Origin of the sequence: Luteimonas sp. TWI382, assembly GCF_039674545.1 — a bacterium.
Classification (GTDB): Bacteria; Pseudomonadota; Gammaproteobacteria; order Xanthomonadales; family Xanthomonadaceae; genus Luteimonas.
Window position 1 is genome coordinate 35,634 of the sequence record NZ_JBDJNS010000003.1, and the last position, 15,080, is coordinate 50,713.

General features: G+C 69.6%; 15 protein-coding genes. 7 read left to right on the forward strand and 8 right to left on the reverse strand.

The genetic code is table 11. The features are described 5' to 3' along the window. Window positions 1-45 precede the first annotated feature (45 nt). Complete coding sequence (gene dnaA / locus ABE505_RS02860; RefSeq protein ID WP_346442049.1) at window positions 46-1,392, reverse strand: chromosomal replication initiator protein DnaA; 1,347 nt, start codon at window positions 1,390-1,392, stop codon at window positions 46-48. A gap of 221 nt (window positions 1,393-1,613) precedes the next feature. Here dnaA and rpmH point away from each other — a divergent pair, with 221 nt between their 5' ends. The 5 genes from rpmH to ABE505_RS02885 all read left to right on the forward strand — a co-directional run bounded on the left by rpmH (window position 1,614) and on the right by ABE505_RS02885 (window position 6,636). Then, complete coding sequence (rpmH, locus tag ABE505_RS02865) at window positions 1,614-1,754, forward strand: 50S ribosomal protein L34 (RefSeq protein ID WP_047138036.1); 141 nt, start codon at window positions 1,614-1,616, stop codon at window positions 1,752-1,754. A 76-nt stretch (window positions 1,755-1,830) separates the two neighbouring features. Next, window positions 1,831-2,247 carry a ribonuclease P protein component gene (gene rnpA, locus ABE505_RS02870; RefSeq protein ID WP_346442048.1) on the forward strand — a complete coding sequence of 139 codons (417 nt, stop codon included), beginning with the start codon at window positions 1,831-1,833 and terminating at the stop codon, window positions 2,245-2,247. A gap of 13 nt (window positions 2,248-2,260) precedes the next feature. After that, window positions 2,261-3,970 (forward strand): membrane protein insertase YidC, encoded by a 1,710-nt coding sequence (yidC, locus tag ABE505_RS02875; protein ID WP_346442047.1) that lies wholly within the window; start codon window positions 2,261-2,263, stop codon window positions 3,968-3,970. A gap of 103 nt (window positions 3,971-4,073) precedes the next feature. Beyond that, complete coding sequence (mnmE, locus tag ABE505_RS02880; RefSeq protein WP_346442046.1) at window positions 4,074-5,405, forward strand: tRNA uridine-5-carboxymethylaminomethyl(34) synthesis GTPase MnmE; 1,332 nt, start codon at window positions 4,074-4,076, stop codon at window positions 5,403-5,405. Between the two features lie 190 nt (window positions 5,406-5,595). After that, on the forward strand, window positions 5,596-6,636 hold the full coding sequence (locus ABE505_RS02885; RefSeq protein ID WP_346442045.1) for an energy transducer TonB: 1,041 nt from the start codon (window positions 5,596-5,598) through the stop codon (window positions 6,634-6,636). A gap of 101 nt (window positions 6,637-6,737) precedes the next feature. Here ABE505_RS02885 and ABE505_RS02890 read toward each other — a convergent pair whose 3' ends face one another. From ABE505_RS02890 to ABE505_RS02920, 7 genes are all read right to left on the reverse strand, one after another. Further along, the gene (locus tag ABE505_RS02890) at window positions 6,738-7,922 is read right to left on the reverse strand and encodes an ABC transporter permease (RefSeq protein WP_346442044.1); all 1,185 of its coding nucleotides are present in this window, start codon (window positions 7,920-7,922) and stop codon (window positions 6,738-6,740) included. Next, on the reverse strand, window positions 7,919-8,665 hold the full coding sequence (locus ABE505_RS02895) for an ATP-binding cassette domain-containing protein (RefSeq protein WP_346442043.1): 747 nt from the start codon (window positions 8,663-8,665) through the stop codon (window positions 7,919-7,921). Before ABE505_RS02895 ends, ABE505_RS02890 begins: the two co-directional genes overlap by 4 nt. A 46-nt stretch (window positions 8,666-8,711) precedes the next feature. Continuing rightward, window positions 8,712-10,238 carry an alpha/beta hydrolase gene (locus ABE505_RS02900; protein ID WP_346442042.1) on the reverse strand — a complete coding sequence of 509 codons (1,527 nt, stop codon included), beginning with the start codon at window positions 10,236-10,238 and terminating at the stop codon, window positions 8,712-8,714. After that, entirely contained in the window at window positions 10,235-10,435 is a 201-nt protein-coding gene (locus ABE505_RS02905) for a helix-turn-helix transcriptional regulator (protein ID WP_346442041.1), read from the reverse strand. The genes ABE505_RS02900 and ABE505_RS02905 overlap by 4 nt, the downstream gene beginning before the upstream one ends. A gap of 10 nt (window positions 10,436-10,445) precedes the next feature. Next, window positions 10,446-11,021 (reverse strand): hypothetical protein, encoded by a 576-nt coding sequence (locus ABE505_RS02910; protein WP_346442040.1) that lies wholly within the window; start codon window positions 11,019-11,021, stop codon window positions 10,446-10,448. A gap of 70 nt (window positions 11,022-11,091) precedes the next feature. Continuing rightward, complete coding sequence (locus ABE505_RS02915) at window positions 11,092-12,258, reverse strand: site-2 protease family protein (RefSeq protein WP_346458260.1); 1,167 nt, start codon at window positions 12,256-12,258, stop codon at window positions 11,092-11,094. Window positions 12,259-12,298: 40 nt separating this feature from the next. Then, entirely contained in the window at window positions 12,299-13,060 is a 762-nt protein-coding gene (locus ABE505_RS02920) for a ferredoxin--NADP reductase (RefSeq protein WP_346442038.1), read from the reverse strand. A gap of 137 nt (window positions 13,061-13,197) precedes the next feature. Between ABE505_RS02920 and ABE505_RS02925 the strand changes: the two genes are divergently transcribed. Beyond that, window positions 13,198-14,166 carry an ABC transporter ATP-binding protein gene (locus tag ABE505_RS02925; RefSeq protein ID WP_346442037.1) on the forward strand — a complete coding sequence of 323 codons (969 nt, stop codon included), beginning with the start codon at window positions 13,198-13,200 and terminating at the stop codon, window positions 14,164-14,166. Window positions 14,167-14,222: 56 nt separating this feature from the next. Beyond that, window positions 14,223-15,011 carry an ABC transporter permease gene (locus ABE505_RS02930; protein ID WP_346442036.1) on the forward strand — a complete coding sequence of 263 codons (789 nt, stop codon included), beginning with the start codon at window positions 14,223-14,225 and terminating at the stop codon, window positions 15,009-15,011. Window positions 15,012-15,080 lie beyond the last annotated feature (69 nt).

Below are 15,080 nucleotides of genomic sequence, written 5' to 3' on the forward strand. Positions count from 1 at the left end.
TCCACTGCGCGTCCCGGTGTTGTGCAATCCCCGGATTTGCGCAGCTTACTCGCTGAGCTTGCGGATCAGCTTGTCCCAATCCTCGCGCAACTTGCCGTCACTTTCGATCAGGGTGCGGATCTGGCGGCAGGCATGCAGCACCGTCGTGTGGTCGCGCCCGGCAAAGGCCTCGCCGATCTCCGGCAGGCTGTGCTCGGTCAGCTCCTTGGACAGGGCCATCGCCACCTGTCGGGGCCGCGCCAGCGAGCGTGTCCGACGCTTGGACAGCAGGTCCTTGATCTGCAGCCCGTAGTAGTCGGCGACGACCTTCTGGATGTTGGCGATGCTGATCGCCTGCTGCTGGGCCCGCAGCAGGTCGCGCAGCGTCTCGGTCGCGAACTCGACGGTGATTGCCCGCCCCATGAAGTTGGCGCGCGCGGCCAGCGTGTTGAGCGCGCCCTCCAGGTCGCGCACGTTCGAATGCATCTTCTTGGCGAGCAGGAACGCCACGTCGTCAGGGACCTGGGTGCCGCGCTCGGCGGCCTTGGCCAGCACGATCGCGGCGCGCGTCTCGAAGTCCGGCGGGTCGATCGCCACCGACAGCCCCCACGCCAGCCGCGACTTGAGCCGCGGCTCCAGGCCGTCGACCTCACGCGGATAGCGGTCGCAGGTCATGATGATCTGCTGCTTGCTGTCGAACAGCGTGTTGAAGGTGTGGAAGAACTCTTCCTGGGTGCGGTCCTTGCCGGCGAAGAACTGGATGTCGTCGATCAGCAGCGCGTCGATCTGGCGGAACTGGCGCTTGAACTGGTCCGACGTCTTCTCCTGGATCGAGCGGAAGAACGCGCTGTAGAACTCCTCCGAGCGCAGGTACAGCACGCGCGCGCGGGGGTTCTGCCGGCGCATCTCGTTGCCGGCGGCGAACATCAGATGGGTCTTGCCCAGGCCGGTGCCGCCGTAGAGCAGCAGCGGGTTGTGCGCGCGGTCGCCGGGCTTGAGCGCGGCCTGCCAGGCCGCGGCCCGACCCATCTGGTTGCTGCGGCCTTCGACGAAGTTGTCGAAGGTGTAATGGCTGTCCATGTTGCCGGCGAACGCCTCGATCGGCGCCGCCGGCGTACTGGAGCGGGACTCGCCGAATGCCGCGGGCGCGGCGTGTGGCGGCGGCGGGGCGGCAGCGCGTGGCAGCGACCCGACCTGCAGGCTCACCTCGTCATGGCCGGCGAAATGCGCCAGCAGCTCGCGGATGCGAGGCATGTAGCGCGCCTGCACCTCGTCGCGGACGAACGCATTCGGCGCGTAGAGCACGGTGGCCTGCGCATCGGCCCGGGCCTGCAGCGGCTTGAGCCAGGTGTGGACTTCCTCGGCCGGATACTCGGCTTCGAGGCGTTGGAGGCAGCGGGGCCAGACATCCATAGGGCGCGCAATCGACCAAAAAGTACGGTGCGGCCGTCGCGCAGCCGCGCGACTTCCGGCACCGGGAAAGAGGGCTGGCAGACTACCATGTCGCCGTCGGCACTCGCCCTGCGACGCGGCGGCGCGCCCGTCCCGTGTCGGAGGGCCGACTTGACCGGCCAGGCGGGGCGCCGCTAGAATTTCCGGTTCCTTTTCGTCGCGTTGCCCCAGAAGGCGTCACCATGGCTACCAAGCGCACTTACCAACCCAGCAACCTCAAGCGCAAGCGCGACCACGGCTTCCGTGCCCGCATGGCGACCGCCGACGGCCGCAAGATCCTGGCCCGTCGCCGCGCCAAGGGCCGCAAGGTCCTCTCGGCCTAATCGCCGCCAGGATGCTTCCTGCCGGAACGGTGCGCCGCAACCTGCCGCGCGCCGTTCCGTCCGCCGCGCCATCCCGATGAACGCAGGTGCCCGCTACCCGCGGCACGTGCGCGTTCGCGCGCGTGCCGATTTCGATCGCATCTTCGCCAGCGCGACGCGGACCGCGTCGCCGTTGCTGGCCGTGCATCTGTTGCCCGAGCCCGGCCCAGCCCGTCTCGGACTGGCGGTCTCGCGCAAGGTCGATAAGCGCGCAGTCGGCCGCAACCGCATCAAGCGCGTGCTGCGCGACCAATTCCGCCTCCTCCAGGCGGCGCTCAAGCCCGGCAGTTATGTCGTCGTCGCTCGCCCGCCTGCGGCCGGCGCCGACAACGCCGCGCTGCGCACGGCCTTCGTCTCCGCATTGCGGCGTGCCCGCGCGTTGCCGCTGGACGCCCCGGTCGGCACAATGCCCGCTTCCCCGATTCCATCCACGCCGGCGACGCCCGGCGCATGAGCCTGCCCGCCTGATGAACCAGATCCGTACTTTCCTGATCCTCGCCTGGCTGATGGTTGCCGTGCTGCTCTGGATGGAGTGGGGCAAGGAAAAGGCGGCCGCCGCGCAGCCGGCCCAGACCAGCGCCGCCACCGCCGGCTCGCCGACGGTGCCGACGCCGCAGGCACCAGGTGCCGCTGTCCCCGAAGCACCGGCCGCGACCGCGGCGCCCACCGTCCCGGGTGCGAGCACCGCGCCGGCGACCAGTGCCGCCGCCGCTGCGCGCCGGGTGGTGGTGCAGACCGATGTGCTGCGCGTCGTGCTCGACGGCGGCAACGTGGTCGAGGCCGACCTGCTGGCCTACCCGCAGACCCGGGACGCTGGCAGCCCGCCGGTGCGGATGCTCGACGCCGATCCGCTGCATTACTACGTCGCCCAGGCCGGTTGGGTCAGCGGCAACAACGCCGCGCCCAGTCACGAGGGTGCGTTCGTACCCGAGGGCCAGGCCTCGACCTACACGCTGGCCGACGGCGAAGGCACCTTGGTGGTGCCGTTCGTGTGGACGGGCGCCGACGGCGTCACCATCCGCCGCAACTTCGTGTTCTCACGGGCCGACTACGCGATCGAAGTGCGCGACGAGATCGTCAATGCCGGCAGCGCACCGTGGCAGGGCTTCGCGTATCGCCAGCTGATGCGCACCGCGCCTGCGGTCAAGCGCGGCATGACCAACCCCGAGTCCTACAGCCTGGTCGGTGCGACCTGGTTCGGCAGCGAGATCGGCTACAGCCGCCGCCAGCTCGGCGATTTCGAAAGCGACGGTCCGCTCAACGCGAAAGACACGCAGGTGTGGATCGCGATGGCGCAGCACCACTTCTTCAGCGCCTGGATCCCGCGCGCCGACGATGCGAGCACGATCTCGATGCAGGTCGATCGCAGCACCGGCGCGCCGCGCTACCTGATCCGCGAGCTCGGCCCGCCGATCTCGGTCGCCGCTGGCCAGCAGGCCGCCACCAGCGCCCGGCTGTGGATCGGGCCCAAGCAGGTCGACCTGATCAAGGCACAGGGCGTGCGCGGCTTGGACCGCGTCGTCGACTACAGCCGCTTCACCCTGTTCGCAATGCTCGGCGAAGGCCTGTTCTGGGTGCTGGCCAAGCTGCACGGCCTGATCGGCAACTGGGGCTGGTCGATCATCGGCCTGGTGCTGCTGGTGAAGTTGGCGCTCTACCCGCTGTCGGTCGCGCAGTACAAGTCGATGGCGAAGATGCGCAAGTTCCAGCCGCGTATCGCTCAGCTCAAGGAACGCTACGGGGACGATAAGCAGAAGTTCCAGATGGCGATGATGGAGCTGTACAAGAAGGAGAAGATCAATCCGATCGGCGGCTGTCTGCCGGTGCTGCTGCAGATGCCGGTGTTCTTCGCCCTGTACTGGGTGCTGCTCGAGTCGGTGGAGCTGCGTCACGCCCCGTGGATGCTGTGGATCCAGGACCTGACCGCACGCGATCCCTACTTCATCCTGCCGGTGCTCAACATCGCGATCATGTGGGCGACGCAGAAGTTGTCGCCGATGGTCGGTGTCGATCCCATGCAGCAGAAGATCATGCAGCTGATGCCGCTGATCTTCGGCGTGATCATGATCTTCTTCCCCTCGGGCCTGGTGCTGTACTGGGTCACCAACGGCGGCCTGGGCCTGTTGCAGCAGTGGTGGATGATCAAGCGCTACAGCGAAGCCCCGGCCAAGGCCTGAGCAGACAGCAGAACCGGGGTCAGAGTGGAGTGTCTTCGCAGATGTCCATGTGGCCCCGGGCGCTTCGAAAAGCCACTCTGACCCCGGTTTTGAGGAGGCGTGGATGCAGCCGACCGACACCATTGCTGCGATCGCCACGCCGACCGGTGCAGGGGGCGTGGGCATCGTGCGGTTGTCGGGCCCGCGTGCGGTCGAGATCGCGCGTGCGTTGTGCGGCCGGGAGTTGCGGTCGCGCCACGCGCATCACGTCCGCTTGCGTGACCAGGATGGCGAGACGCTCGACGACGGCATCGCCATCGCGTTCGCCGGCCCGGCCAGCTACACGGGCGAGGACGTCGTGGAGTTGCAGGGTCACGGCAGTCCGGTCGTGCTGCAGCAGCTGCTTGCACGGTGCCGCGCGCTCGGTGCGCGGCTCGCGCGGCCGGGGGAGTTCAGCGAACGCGCCTTCCTCAACGGCCGGCTCGACCTCACCCAGGCCGAGGCCGTTGCCGACCTGATCGCTGCCGGCGATGCGCGCGCCGCACGTGCTGCGCGCCGCGCGCTCGATGGGGCGTTCTCGACGCGTTGCGATGCCCTGGCCGCCGAACTGTTGCACCTGCGCGTGCACGTCGAGGCGATGATCGATTTCTCCGACGAGCCGATCGATGCGCTCGGCGGCGATGTCGTGGCGCAACGGCTCGATGCGCTGGCCGTGTCGCTGGGCACCCTGCTTGCGGAAGCCGAGCAGGGACGCCGGTTGCGCGATGGCGTGCATGCGGTGATCGTCGGCCCGCCCAACGCCGGCAAAAGCTCGCTGCTCAATGCACTGGCCGGCAGCGAGCGTGCGATCGTCACCGAGATCGCCGGCACCACGCGCGATCTGTTGCACGAGACGGTGCGCATCGCCGGCGCCGAGCTGACCCTGGTCGACACCGCGGGTCTGCGCGAGGCTGGGGATGCGATCGAGCGCGAGGGTATCCGCCGCGCCCGCGCCGAGTTGCGCCGCGCGGACTTGGCGATCGTCGTGCTGGATGCACGCGATCCGGACAAAGGCCTGAGCGCGGTGGCCGGCGACATCGCCGATGTGCCGGCGCGATTGGTCGTGCACAACAAGGTCGACCTGCTCGAAGACGCCGCCGCCGTGGACGATGACGTGCTGCGTGTCTCTGCGCGCACGGGTGCGGGCCTGGATGCGCTGCGCGACGCGCTGGCGATTCAGGGCGCCGGACCCGCCGCCGGCGAAGGCGCATTCACCGCCCGGCAACGCCACGTCGATGCCCTGCGCGTCGCCGCCGATGCTGTGGACGATGCGCGCGCGACGCTGCAGGCGCAGACCCTGGAACTGACGGCCGAAGCGCTGCGCGTCGCCCACGACGCAGTCGGCGAGATCACCGGCCGGGTGCTGCCCGATGACCTGCTGGGGCACATCTTCTCGAGTTTCTGCATTGGCAAGTAGGCGGGTGCGGCAGCGGACATGCCCAATGAAAACGCGTATGTTCGGTGAACACGCTGCGAACGCGCCTACAATCGTAGCCCGCACGCGTGGCTGCGCGGTTGACAAATCGTCTGCGCTGCCGCGTGCTACGCACTTTGAAGAACAGGCACCCTGGGGAACGATGATGGTCTCGAATCGATCGACGCCCGCAGTGTCGTCGCGGACCGGGCTGGCCGCGGCGTTGTGCGTGGCGCTGGGATTGGCCGCCTGCGGCGGCCGGGACGATGCGCCCGAGCCCGAAGCGACACCGGCCGAGACCGCGGACGTGAGCCGCCAGGCGGCCGACCAGGCCGCTCGCCAGCAACGCGCGGCCGACGATGCACTCGCTGCGCTCTCGGCCGACGATCTGCGCAAGGCGGCCAGCCAGGCCTACCAGGACAGCCGGCTGTACTTCCCGCCCGGCGAGAACGCGATGGAGTACTACCTGGCGCTGCGCGACAAGACCCAGGGCGACGCCGCGGCGACCAGCGCGCTGATCGATCTGCTGCCGATCACCGTGATCGCGACCGAGCAGAACCGTGACCGCGGCGATTTCGCCGAGGCCCGCCGGCTGCTGGGCCTGATCGAACGTGCGGACGCCACCCACCCGGCGCTCGGCCGGTTGCGCACCAGTATCGCCACCGCCGAAGAGGCGGCCGTGCATCGGCAGCGCGGCGCCGCGCAAGAGGCCGAGCGCCAGCAGCAGATCGCGCGCGAGCGTGCCGAGCAGCAGCGCGAGCAACAGGTCTCGGCGGCGCAGCAGCTACCGGGACCGCCACCCGCCGACACCGCCGGCGCGCGCAGTGCACCGGTGTCCGCACCGACGCCGGCGCCCGCGCAGACGACCCCGCGTCCAGCGCAGGACACGCCGCGCCCGACACCCGCACGTCCGGCGCCGGCGCCGACGCCGGCTACCGAAGCGCCGCCCGCCGAGACGCCGCCGGCCCCGGCCCCGGTCCAGCTGCGCCCGTTGAGCACGCCGGCCCCGCGTTATCCCCCCGACGCGCTGCGTGCGGGCATCAGCGGCGAAGTCCAGGTCGAGTTCACCGTGGGCGTGGACGGTTCGGTCAGCAGCGCGCGCATCGTGCGTGCCGACCCGCCCCGCGCCTTCGATCGCGAGGCGTTGTCGGCCGTGCGACGCTGGCGCTTCGAGCCGGTGCCGGCGCCGGTCACCACGCGGCGCACAATCGGGTTCTCTCCGACCGCCAACTGACGCGAGCGCCCCACCGGCGCATGGCTCCTGCGGACGTCGGGCCTCCGCGCGAGACGGCGCTTGGGCCACGCATGACGCACGTGACCCATGCCGGCGCGAACTCAGCCCGAGATCGCGAGCCGCTCCTGGCGGTAGCGCCACACCGCCAGTCCCCAGAACACCGCCACCAGCGCGAGGCTCGCGAGCAGATACACCGCCCAGATCTGCGGCGCGATCGGTTCGGCGCGGATGATCTTGAGCAGCAGCTGGTTCTGCGCCAGGAACGGCACCGCGAACTGCCACAGCTCGGTCTTGATCGGATTGACGATCAGCACGAACGTCGGGACCATCGGCAGCAGCATCAGCCAGACGATGTGGCTCTGCGCTTCCTTCATGCTTTTGGCCGCGGCCGCGAGGAAGGTCAGCAGCGAGGTCCCGATGAAGAGCATCGGCAGCAGCACCAACAGCATCTTGCCGATCGCCGCCAGCCGCACATCGAGCATGCGGGTCATGCCGGTGCCGATCTGGGCGCTGAGCTTGAAGGCCAGCAACGTGAGCAGCAACGACAGCAGGCCGATCGCGCAGGCGGCCAGCATCTTGCCGCTGACGATCGCACTGCGTGCGGCGGGCGTGGCCAACAGCGGCTCGATCGACTGGCGTTCGCGTTCGCCGGCGGTTGCGTCGATGATCAGATACGAGCCACCGATGAAGCTCGACAGGATCAACAGATACGGCAGCAGCGCCGCGAGCAGGACGCCGCGTTTGGCCTCTTCGCTGGCCATATCGCGCGTGCCGACCGCGATCGGCTGCACCACCGACGCGTCGATGCCGCGCGCGAGCAGGCGCAACGCGCCGACCTGCTGCCCGTAGCTCGCGATCGCCACGCGTACACGCGTGGCCGGCGTCTGCGCATTGCGCTGGGTGCTGTCGCTGATGACCTCGACCGTCGCCGGGCGCCCAGCCTGCCAATCCTCGGCGAACGAGGCCGGGATCTCGATCGCAACGTCGACGTCCTGCCGGGCGATGGCCGCATCGAGATCATCCGGCGCATCGACCGCGACGATGCCCATTGTCGCCAGATGCGCGACCAGGTTCGGCGCATGCGCCGCGCCGAGCACCGGGACCTCCAGGATGCGGTCCTGTTCGGTCTTGGCGCGCTTTTCCATCATCACGTTCATGCCGGTCATCAACACCGGATACAGCAGCGGACCGAGCAGCAGCGCCATGAACAGCGTGCGCCGGTCGCGCCCGATGTCGAGCAGCTCCTTGCGCATCACGCACCACACCCATCGCAGTGCGCCGCTCATGCCAGCAGCCCCTCTTCCGAGCCGATCGCACGCACGAACGCGTCCTCGAGGTTCTGCGTGCCGTAGCGCGCGCGCAGCTCATCGGAGGTACCGGCGGCGACCACCCGTCCCTTGGCGATGATGACGATGCGGTCGCACAGCGCGGCGACCTCTTGCATGATGTGGCTGGAGAAGATCACGCAGCGGCCCTCGTCGCGCAGTTTGAACAGGAATTCGCGCATCGCGCGGGTGGTCATCACATCCAGGCCGTTGGTCGGCTCGTCGAGGATGACGTTGCGCGGGTCGTGCACCAGCGCGCGCGCGATCGCGGTCTTGGTGCGCTGGCCCTGGCTGAAGCCGTCGGTCTGGCGGTCGAGGATCTCGCCCATGTCCAGCTGGTCGCTCAGCGCCTGCGTGCGCGCGGCGATCTGGTCGGGCGTCATGCCGTGCAACTGGCCGAAGTAGTGGATGTTCTCGCGTGCGGTCAGCCGCTTGTACACACCGCGCGCGTCGGGCAGCACGCCCAGCACGCGTCGCACCGCCGCCGGGTCGCGGCTCGCATCGAGGCCGTCCACCAACACCTGGCCGCGGTCGGGCTTCATCAGTGTGTAGAGCATGCGCAGCGTCGTGGTCTTGCCGGCGCCGTTGGGCCCGAGCAGGCCGGTGATACGGCCGTCCTCGGCGACGAAGTCCACGCCGTCGACCGCCTGGACCGTGCCGGTCTTGGTCTCGAACGCCTTGTGCAGTTGCTGGGCGGTGATCATCGGCGGAGCTCCGGAAGAAAGAGGGACATCGCAAGGCGCGGCGCGGTCACGGCGACCACCCGTTGAAACTGGTGAATGGCGGCACCGGACGCATCGCGTCCAGGCACTTGGCGTCGAGCGCCTTCGCATCGGTGGATTCGATGAACTGCGCGAGCAGCTTGGGCGCGCAGCCGAGCGCGAACGTGCCGTGGCCCTGGCCCTTGAACACCAGATGGCGTCCGTTCGGCAGGCCGGCCAGCACGCGCTCGGCGTAGGCGGGCGGCGTCACCGGATCGAGTTCGCCCGACATCAGCAGGGCCGGCACATCGGATTGCAGCGCGGCGGTGTGGTTCGCCGGCGGCGCACCCGTCGGCCAGGTGCGGCACGCGCCGAAGAACATGCGCGCGACACCGGGGCCCAGGATCGTGTCGGCGACGCGACCGTCCTCGCGGTAACGGCCTGCGTCTTCGGCGCAGATCACCGACCACTGCATGCCGCGCGTCATCTGACCGTCGACGTTGCTGTACATCAGTTGCGACAGCGACATCAGCGGTCCGTAGCGGCCCTGCGCCGCTTCGTCGAGGATCAACGGCAGCAGCGACGCGGTCTGCGGCGCGTACGAGAACAGGAACGCAAGGCCGGTCACCGTGTCCGGCGTGACCACGCCATCGCGCTGCGCGCCGGTGGTCGGGTCGCGATAGGTCACCGGGGCCGGCGTCGTGCGCAGCGTCGACAGCACCCCACGCAGCTGCGCCTGCAGATCGGTGGGAAAGCGCGTGCGGCACTCGGCGTCCTGCGCGCATTGCTTGGACTGCAGCGCCAGCGCATCCTCGAAGGTATGCGCGAACTCGCCGCCGACGACCAGATCGTTCGGCGCCACGCCGTCGAGCACGATGCTGCGCGTGTGCTGCGGATAGGCCATCGCGTACTGCTGTGCGACGCGGGTCCCGTAGGAGCCGCCGATGAGGTTGACCTGTTCGGCACCGAGCGCGGCGCGCACGGTGTCCAAGTCGACGATCGCATTGGCCGTCGTGTAGAAGCGCGGATCGGCGCGGCCGTCGAGGCCGGCCAGGCATCGGCCGACATAGGCGTCGAGCGCGGCGTCGTCGGGTGCGGCCAGCGCATCGAGTTCCATCGCCTTGCCGTCGGCATCGGTGCAGGTCAGCGGGTTCGACTTGCCGGTACCGCGCTGGTCGACCAGCACGATGTCGCGCTGGCGGCGCACTTCGCGCAGGCCGGCGTTGATCTGCGCGGCGAGTTCGGTCGCGGCCTGGCCCGGGCCGCCGGCGAGGAAGAACACCGGATCGGCGGTGCCGCCGTCCTTCGCATCGGCCGGCAGCCAGGCGATGTTGAGCGCGATGCGCCGGCCGTCGGGCGCGCCGGGATTCTCGGGGACCTCGTAGGTCGCGCACTGCGCCTCGACCCGGGTCGCCGCGTTGCCCGCGTCCAGCGTGCAGGCGTGGAACGGGATCTGCCCGAACATCCGCGTCGGCCGGGCGGCCTCGCCGGTTGCCGGTGCCGGCGCACTCCCGCTGCAGCCGGCGAGCCCGATGCCCGCGGCCAGCGCCAGCGCGGAAAGCGTTGATGTCCTCATGGAACGTCCTCGAACAGGAAAATGGATTCGATGGGCTCGGCGAACTCGCGTGCGATCCGGAACGCCAGCGGCAGGCTGGGGTCGTACTTTTCCGTCTCGATCGCGTTGATCGTCTGCCTCGACACCTGCAGACGTTCGCCCAGTTGGGCTTGTGACCAGCCCCTTGCCTCGCGCAGTGCCCGCACCCGGCTCTTCATGCTGGGCCCCTTACCGGTACCGCCGCGCGACGACCGATTTCGCGATGCCGTACAGGCCGCACACCAGGGGGAACACCCACAGCATCGCGGCGCTCGCTGGCACGTCGATGACCTGGGCCGCCTGCAGGAACCCGCCGGTCATGTAGCCGAGGGACACCAGCGCGGCGGCGATGCAGATCGCCTCGAGCTCGATGCGCTGCTGCAGCTCGTCGACGCCGCGGATGAAGCGCACCATCGCGCGCAACAACAACGCGATCGGTGCGACTGGCAGCAGCGCGATCAGCGCCCGCAGCGCCGGGGCCTCCACGGTGCGCAGCAGCAGCAACGAGGCGAACAGCAACGCCACATAGCTGACCATCCCGATCGTCATGTCGCGGGTGTAGCGGCGCTGCAGGGCGGGCGGCGCGTTCACGCAGTCGCTCGCGCCGCGCCGCACGGCGACCGCACCGATCGCGATCGCCGACAGCAGGATCAGCGCGGGGGCCCAGGCCGGGACGGCGGGCAGCAGCAGGCGCAATGCGATCGCCGCGGTCATCAGCATCGCGGCGACGGTCAGCAGGAACTGGTGGCGGAAGCAACGGGTCATGGAGGCCTGCGTTGTCAAGTGCACTTGACAGTGAGCATGCGGCCGCACCGCGCCGGATGTCAAGCGCGCTTTACACCTCGGACTGAAGCGCCTGGGCGAGGGCCTCAAGCCGGTCGTCGAAAACCATCCGGCTTGCCGCGTCCGGAATCCGCTCGGCCAGCGCGCGCGCATCTGCCAGATGCGTCGTCAGCGCGCCCGCATCGCCGTCCAGTCGCGCGAGTTCCGCATCCAGCCAGGCCCGGTAGGGCGAAAGGTCCAGCAGCCCGCCGTCGCAGCGCAGGCGCCACGCCGCTAGCAAGGCCCGGTCGCCGACCAGCAGCGCGGCATGGCTGGCCAGGGTGACGGCGATGGGGCCTCGCGACACCGCGGGCGCAGAGGCGAATGCGGCCGTCAGCGCGACGGCATCGGCCCGGGCGGCCCCGGCATCGCGTCTGTCGATCGCATGCGATAGCCGCAGCATCCGTCCGCTCAGCGCCAGGCCGTCGCTGGCGAGCGACGCCGACAGCACAGGAATGGCGGCCTCGGGCCAGTCGCGCGGCCGCACGCCGGCCAGGCTCAGGGCCATCAGCTGGCTGATCTGCAGGTGCAGCGCGGCATCGGGTGTCCGGCGCAGCAGGTCCAGCAGCACCCGGCCATCCAGGCGCCAGCCCGAGAGCTGCAACGGCAGCAGGTTGCCCAGGCCCAGCAGCGCGGCGGCGATGGCGCTGCCGATGCAGGCCGCCGCCAGGTGCACCGGCAGCGGCAGCCACCGCGCACAGGCCAACAACAGCACAGCGGTGAGGAGATTGGCCATCGGACCGCCGAGCAGGAACACGGCCTGGTCGAGGCGCGACAGCCCGCGCGTGCCCTGGGGCAGGAGCGCCGCGAACCCGCCGATGCCGTGCAGACGTCCGCCCCGCCGCCAGCGCCAGCGCGTGCCGCGCCGCTCGCACCGGAACGGCCCGACGCCGAACGCGATCGCGCGCATGCCGCGCGACAGCCCGGCGACGGCATGTCCGGCCTCGTGCAGCACGACGTGCGGCCAGATCGACAGCACGAAGCCCAGCAGCAGCGCGGTCAGTGCACCGGGCGGCAATGCGTCGAGCAGCGGGATGCCGATCATCGCCGCGCCCACGCCGACCACGGCGCCGCCGATCGCCCCGCGCAGCGTCGGCAGCAGGCGGCGCAGCCCGGTGCGCGACGATGCCGGCGCATCGGGCGGCGGCATCAGCGCCGCGATGTCCGCCTCATGCGGCATCGACGATCGGGCGTTGGTTGCAGACACGATGATGTCCGCCCTACTTGCTGCTGACGTACTTCTCGCGCCGGATCCGCGGCACCGGCAAGCCGAAGCCCTTCAGTGCCTCGAATGCCGCGTCGACCATGTCCGGGTTGCCGCACAGGTAGGCGATGTCGTCGGCGTCGGGCGCGAACTCGCCGACGAACTGCTGCACGTAGCCATGGCGCACGTCGGCGTGCGCGTGCGCATCCCCGGGCGCAGGCAGCTCGCGCGAGAAACACGGCACGAAGCGGAACTGCGGGTGCGCCTGCGCGAAGGCGCGAAAATCGTCGCCGTACAGCAGCTCGGCCGGGGTGCGTGCGCCCAGCAACAGCACGACCTCCACGCCGCGTTCGGCGATCGCCCGTTCCAGCAGCGGCAGCATCGACCGATACGGGGTCACGCCGGTGCCGGTGCCGATCAACAGGTAGCGGCGGTTGCTGTCGTGCGGCAGCAGGCAGAACCGGCCGAACGGACCGCTGGCCTGGACGTGGTCGCCGAGCGCCAGGCCTTCGAACAGCGCCGTCGCGGCGCCGCCGGGCACGTAGCTGACCGCGATCTCCACCGCCTCGCCCGGCCCCATCGCATGGTCGTGGATCGTTGCCAGCGAGTACGAGCGCTTGGTCGGCGTGCCGTCGGCGTAGGCGAAGTGCACCTGGATGAACTGGCCGGGCACGAAATCCAGCGGCTGGCCGTCGTCGCGCATGAACGACAGATGGGCGACGGTCGGCGCGATCATGCGCCGGCCGGTGAGCTTGAGTGGGAAGTGCTGGATGGCCACGGGTCAACCGGATCGTAAGCGGAACGGACGCGCGTCCGCGCAACGCTGCATCGCGGGGCCGGCTGCGACCGGGCGCCTATACTAGCGTTTTCCGCCCAGGCCTCCCCCCGGCCGCCGGCATCGGACCCCTCGCACCCATGACTCCAAGCCGCCCCCTGCCGGCCGATGCGCCGGCGCTGTCCGTCCGTGAGCTGCGCAAGACCTACGCCGGTGGCGTGGAGGCGCTCAAGGGCATCTCGCTCGACGTCGCGCCCGGCGATTTCCATGCCCTGCTCGGCCCCAACGGCGCGGGCAAGAGCACGCTGATCGGCATCGTCTCCTCGCTGGTCAACATGAGTGCGGGCAGCGTCGAGGTGTTCGGCGTGGACATCGTCCGCCACCGCGACCAGGCCATGCGCCTGATCGGCCTGGTGCCGCAGGAAATCAACTTCAATCTGTTCGAAAAGCCCTTCGACATTCTGGTCAACTACGCCGGCTTCTACGGGGTCTCGCGCCGCGAGGCCGCCGAGCGGGCCGAGGCCGAGCTGCGCGCCGCGCAGTTGTGGGACAAGGCCCACGTCATGAGTCGCACGCTGTCGGGCGGCATGAAGCGGCGGCTGATGATCGCCCGCGCCATGATGACCCGGCCCCGACTGCTGATCCTCGACGAACCGACGGCCGGTGTGGACATCGAGATCCGCCGCGGCATGTGGCGCAGCCTGCGCGACATCAACGCGGCAGGGACGACGATCATCCTGACCACGCACTACCTCGAGGAAGCCGAGTCGCTGTGCCGCAACCTGGCGATCATCGACCACGGCCGCATCGTCGAGCAGGGGCCGATCCGCGCCCTGCTCGCCCAGCTCGACGTCGAGGGCTTCATGTTCGATATCGACGGCGCGCTGCCCGACGCATTGCCGGCGATCGACGGCGTGACGATCACGGCGCCCGACGCGCACACGCTCGACATCGACATGCCGCGCGCGATGGATCTCAACCGGGTGTTCGCCACGCTCGATGCGGCCGGGCTGCGCGTGCGCTCGATGCGGACCAAGTCCAACCGCCTGGAAGAACTGTTCGTGCGGCTGACCGCACGCGATTCCGGATCGGGGCATCAAGCGTCGTAGACGCCGGTCGCGCACAGCGAGCCTCCCGCCCGCCCCTCTTTCCACAGACGCCGAGCATGCACACAGAACCCACCACGACTGCCCGCAACCTGACCGCCCTGGGCACCATCGCCCGGCGCGAGATCGTGCGCATCCTGCGGATCTGGGCCCAGACCCTGGTGCCGCCGGCGATCACGATGACGTTGTACTTCCTGATCTTCGGCGGCCTGATCGGCGCGCGCATCGGCGACATGGGCGGCGTGTCCTACATGGACTTCATCGTGCCCGGCCTGGTGATGATGAGCGTCATCCAGAACAGCTACGGCAACATCTCCTCGAGCTTCTTCGGCGCGAAGTTCGGCCGTCATGTCGAGGAACTGCTGGTCAGCCCGATGCCTGGCTGGGTCGTGCTCGGCGGCTACGTCATGGGCGCGGTCGCGCGTGGGGTGGCGGTCGGCGTGATCGTACTCGGCATCGCGATGCTGTTCACCACGGTGCGCATCCCGCATCCGCTGGTGACGCTGAGCACGGTGCTGCTGGGCGCGACGATCTTCTCGCTGGCCGGCTTCATCAATGCGGTCTACGCCAAGAAGTTCGACGATGTCGCGATCGTGCCGACCTTCATCCTGACCCCGCTGACGTATCTGGGCGGCGTGTTCTATTCGGTCAAGCTGCTGCCCGGCTGGGCCGAGGCCGCGACCCACGCCAACCCGATCTTCTACATGGTCAACGCGTTCCGCTATGGCCTGCTGGGCACCTCGGACATTCCACTGTCCATCGCCTATGCGCTGATGTTCGGCTTCGTGGTCGTACTGACCGTGATCGCGCTGACGCTGCTCAAGCGCGGGGTGGGCTTGCGCAGCTGACGCTGACCCGTGTACGCGTCGCCGATCGCCATCGAGCGAGCGCGATGGTGGCAACGGTTCGGCGGTCGC

What these genes read in the sequence shown, in the direction of transcription:
- rnpA (WP_346442048.1), top strand. Translation starts at nt 1,831, where the DNA reads ATGAACGCAGGTGCCCGCTACCCGCGGCACGTGCGCGTTCGCGCGCGT.
- ABE505_RS02905 (WP_346442041.1), bottom strand. Translation starts at nt 10,435, where the DNA reads ATGAAGAGCCGGGTGCGGGCACTGCGCGAGGCAAGGGGCTGGTCACAA.
- yidC (WP_346442047.1), top strand. Translation starts at nt 2,261, where the DNA reads ATGAACCAGATCCGTACTTTCCTGATCCTCGCCTGGCTGATGGTTGCC.
- ABE505_RS02895 (WP_346442043.1), bottom strand. Translation starts at nt 8,665, where the DNA reads ATGATCACCGCCCAGCAACTGCACAAGGCGTTCGAGACCAAGACCGGC.
- mnmE (WP_346442046.1), top strand. Translation starts at nt 4,074, where the DNA reads ATGCAGCCGACCGACACCATTGCTGCGATCGCCACGCCGACCGGTGCA.
- ABE505_RS02915 (WP_346458260.1), bottom strand. Translation starts at nt 12,258, where the DNA reads ATGCCGCATGAGGCGGACATCGCGGCGCTGATGCCGCCGCCCGATGCG.
- ABE505_RS02910 (WP_346442040.1), bottom strand. Translation starts at nt 11,021, where the DNA reads ATGACCCGTTGCTTCCGCCACCAGTTCCTGCTGACCGTCGCCGCGATG.
- ABE505_RS02900 (WP_346442042.1), bottom strand. Translation starts at nt 10,238, where the DNA reads ATGAGGACATCAACGCTTTCCGCGCTGGCGCTGGCCGCGGGCATCGGG.
- rpmH (WP_047138036.1), top strand. Translation starts at nt 1,614, where the DNA reads ATGGCTACCAAGCGCACTTACCAACCCAGCAACCTCAAGCGCAAGCGC.
- ABE505_RS02925 (WP_346442037.1), top strand. Translation starts at nt 13,198, where the DNA reads ATGACTCCAAGCCGCCCCCTGCCGGCCGATGCGCCGGCGCTGTCCGTC.
- ABE505_RS02890 (WP_346442044.1), bottom strand. Translation starts at nt 7,922, where the DNA reads ATGAGCGGCGCACTGCGATGGGTGTGGTGCGTGATGCGCAAGGAGCTG.
- dnaA (WP_346442049.1), bottom strand. Translation starts at nt 1,392, where the DNA reads ATGGATGTCTGGCCCCGCTGCCTCCAACGCCTCGAAGCCGAGTATCCG.
- ABE505_RS02930 (WP_346442036.1), top strand. Translation starts at nt 14,223, where the DNA reads ATGCACACAGAACCCACCACGACTGCCCGCAACCTGACCGCCCTGGGC.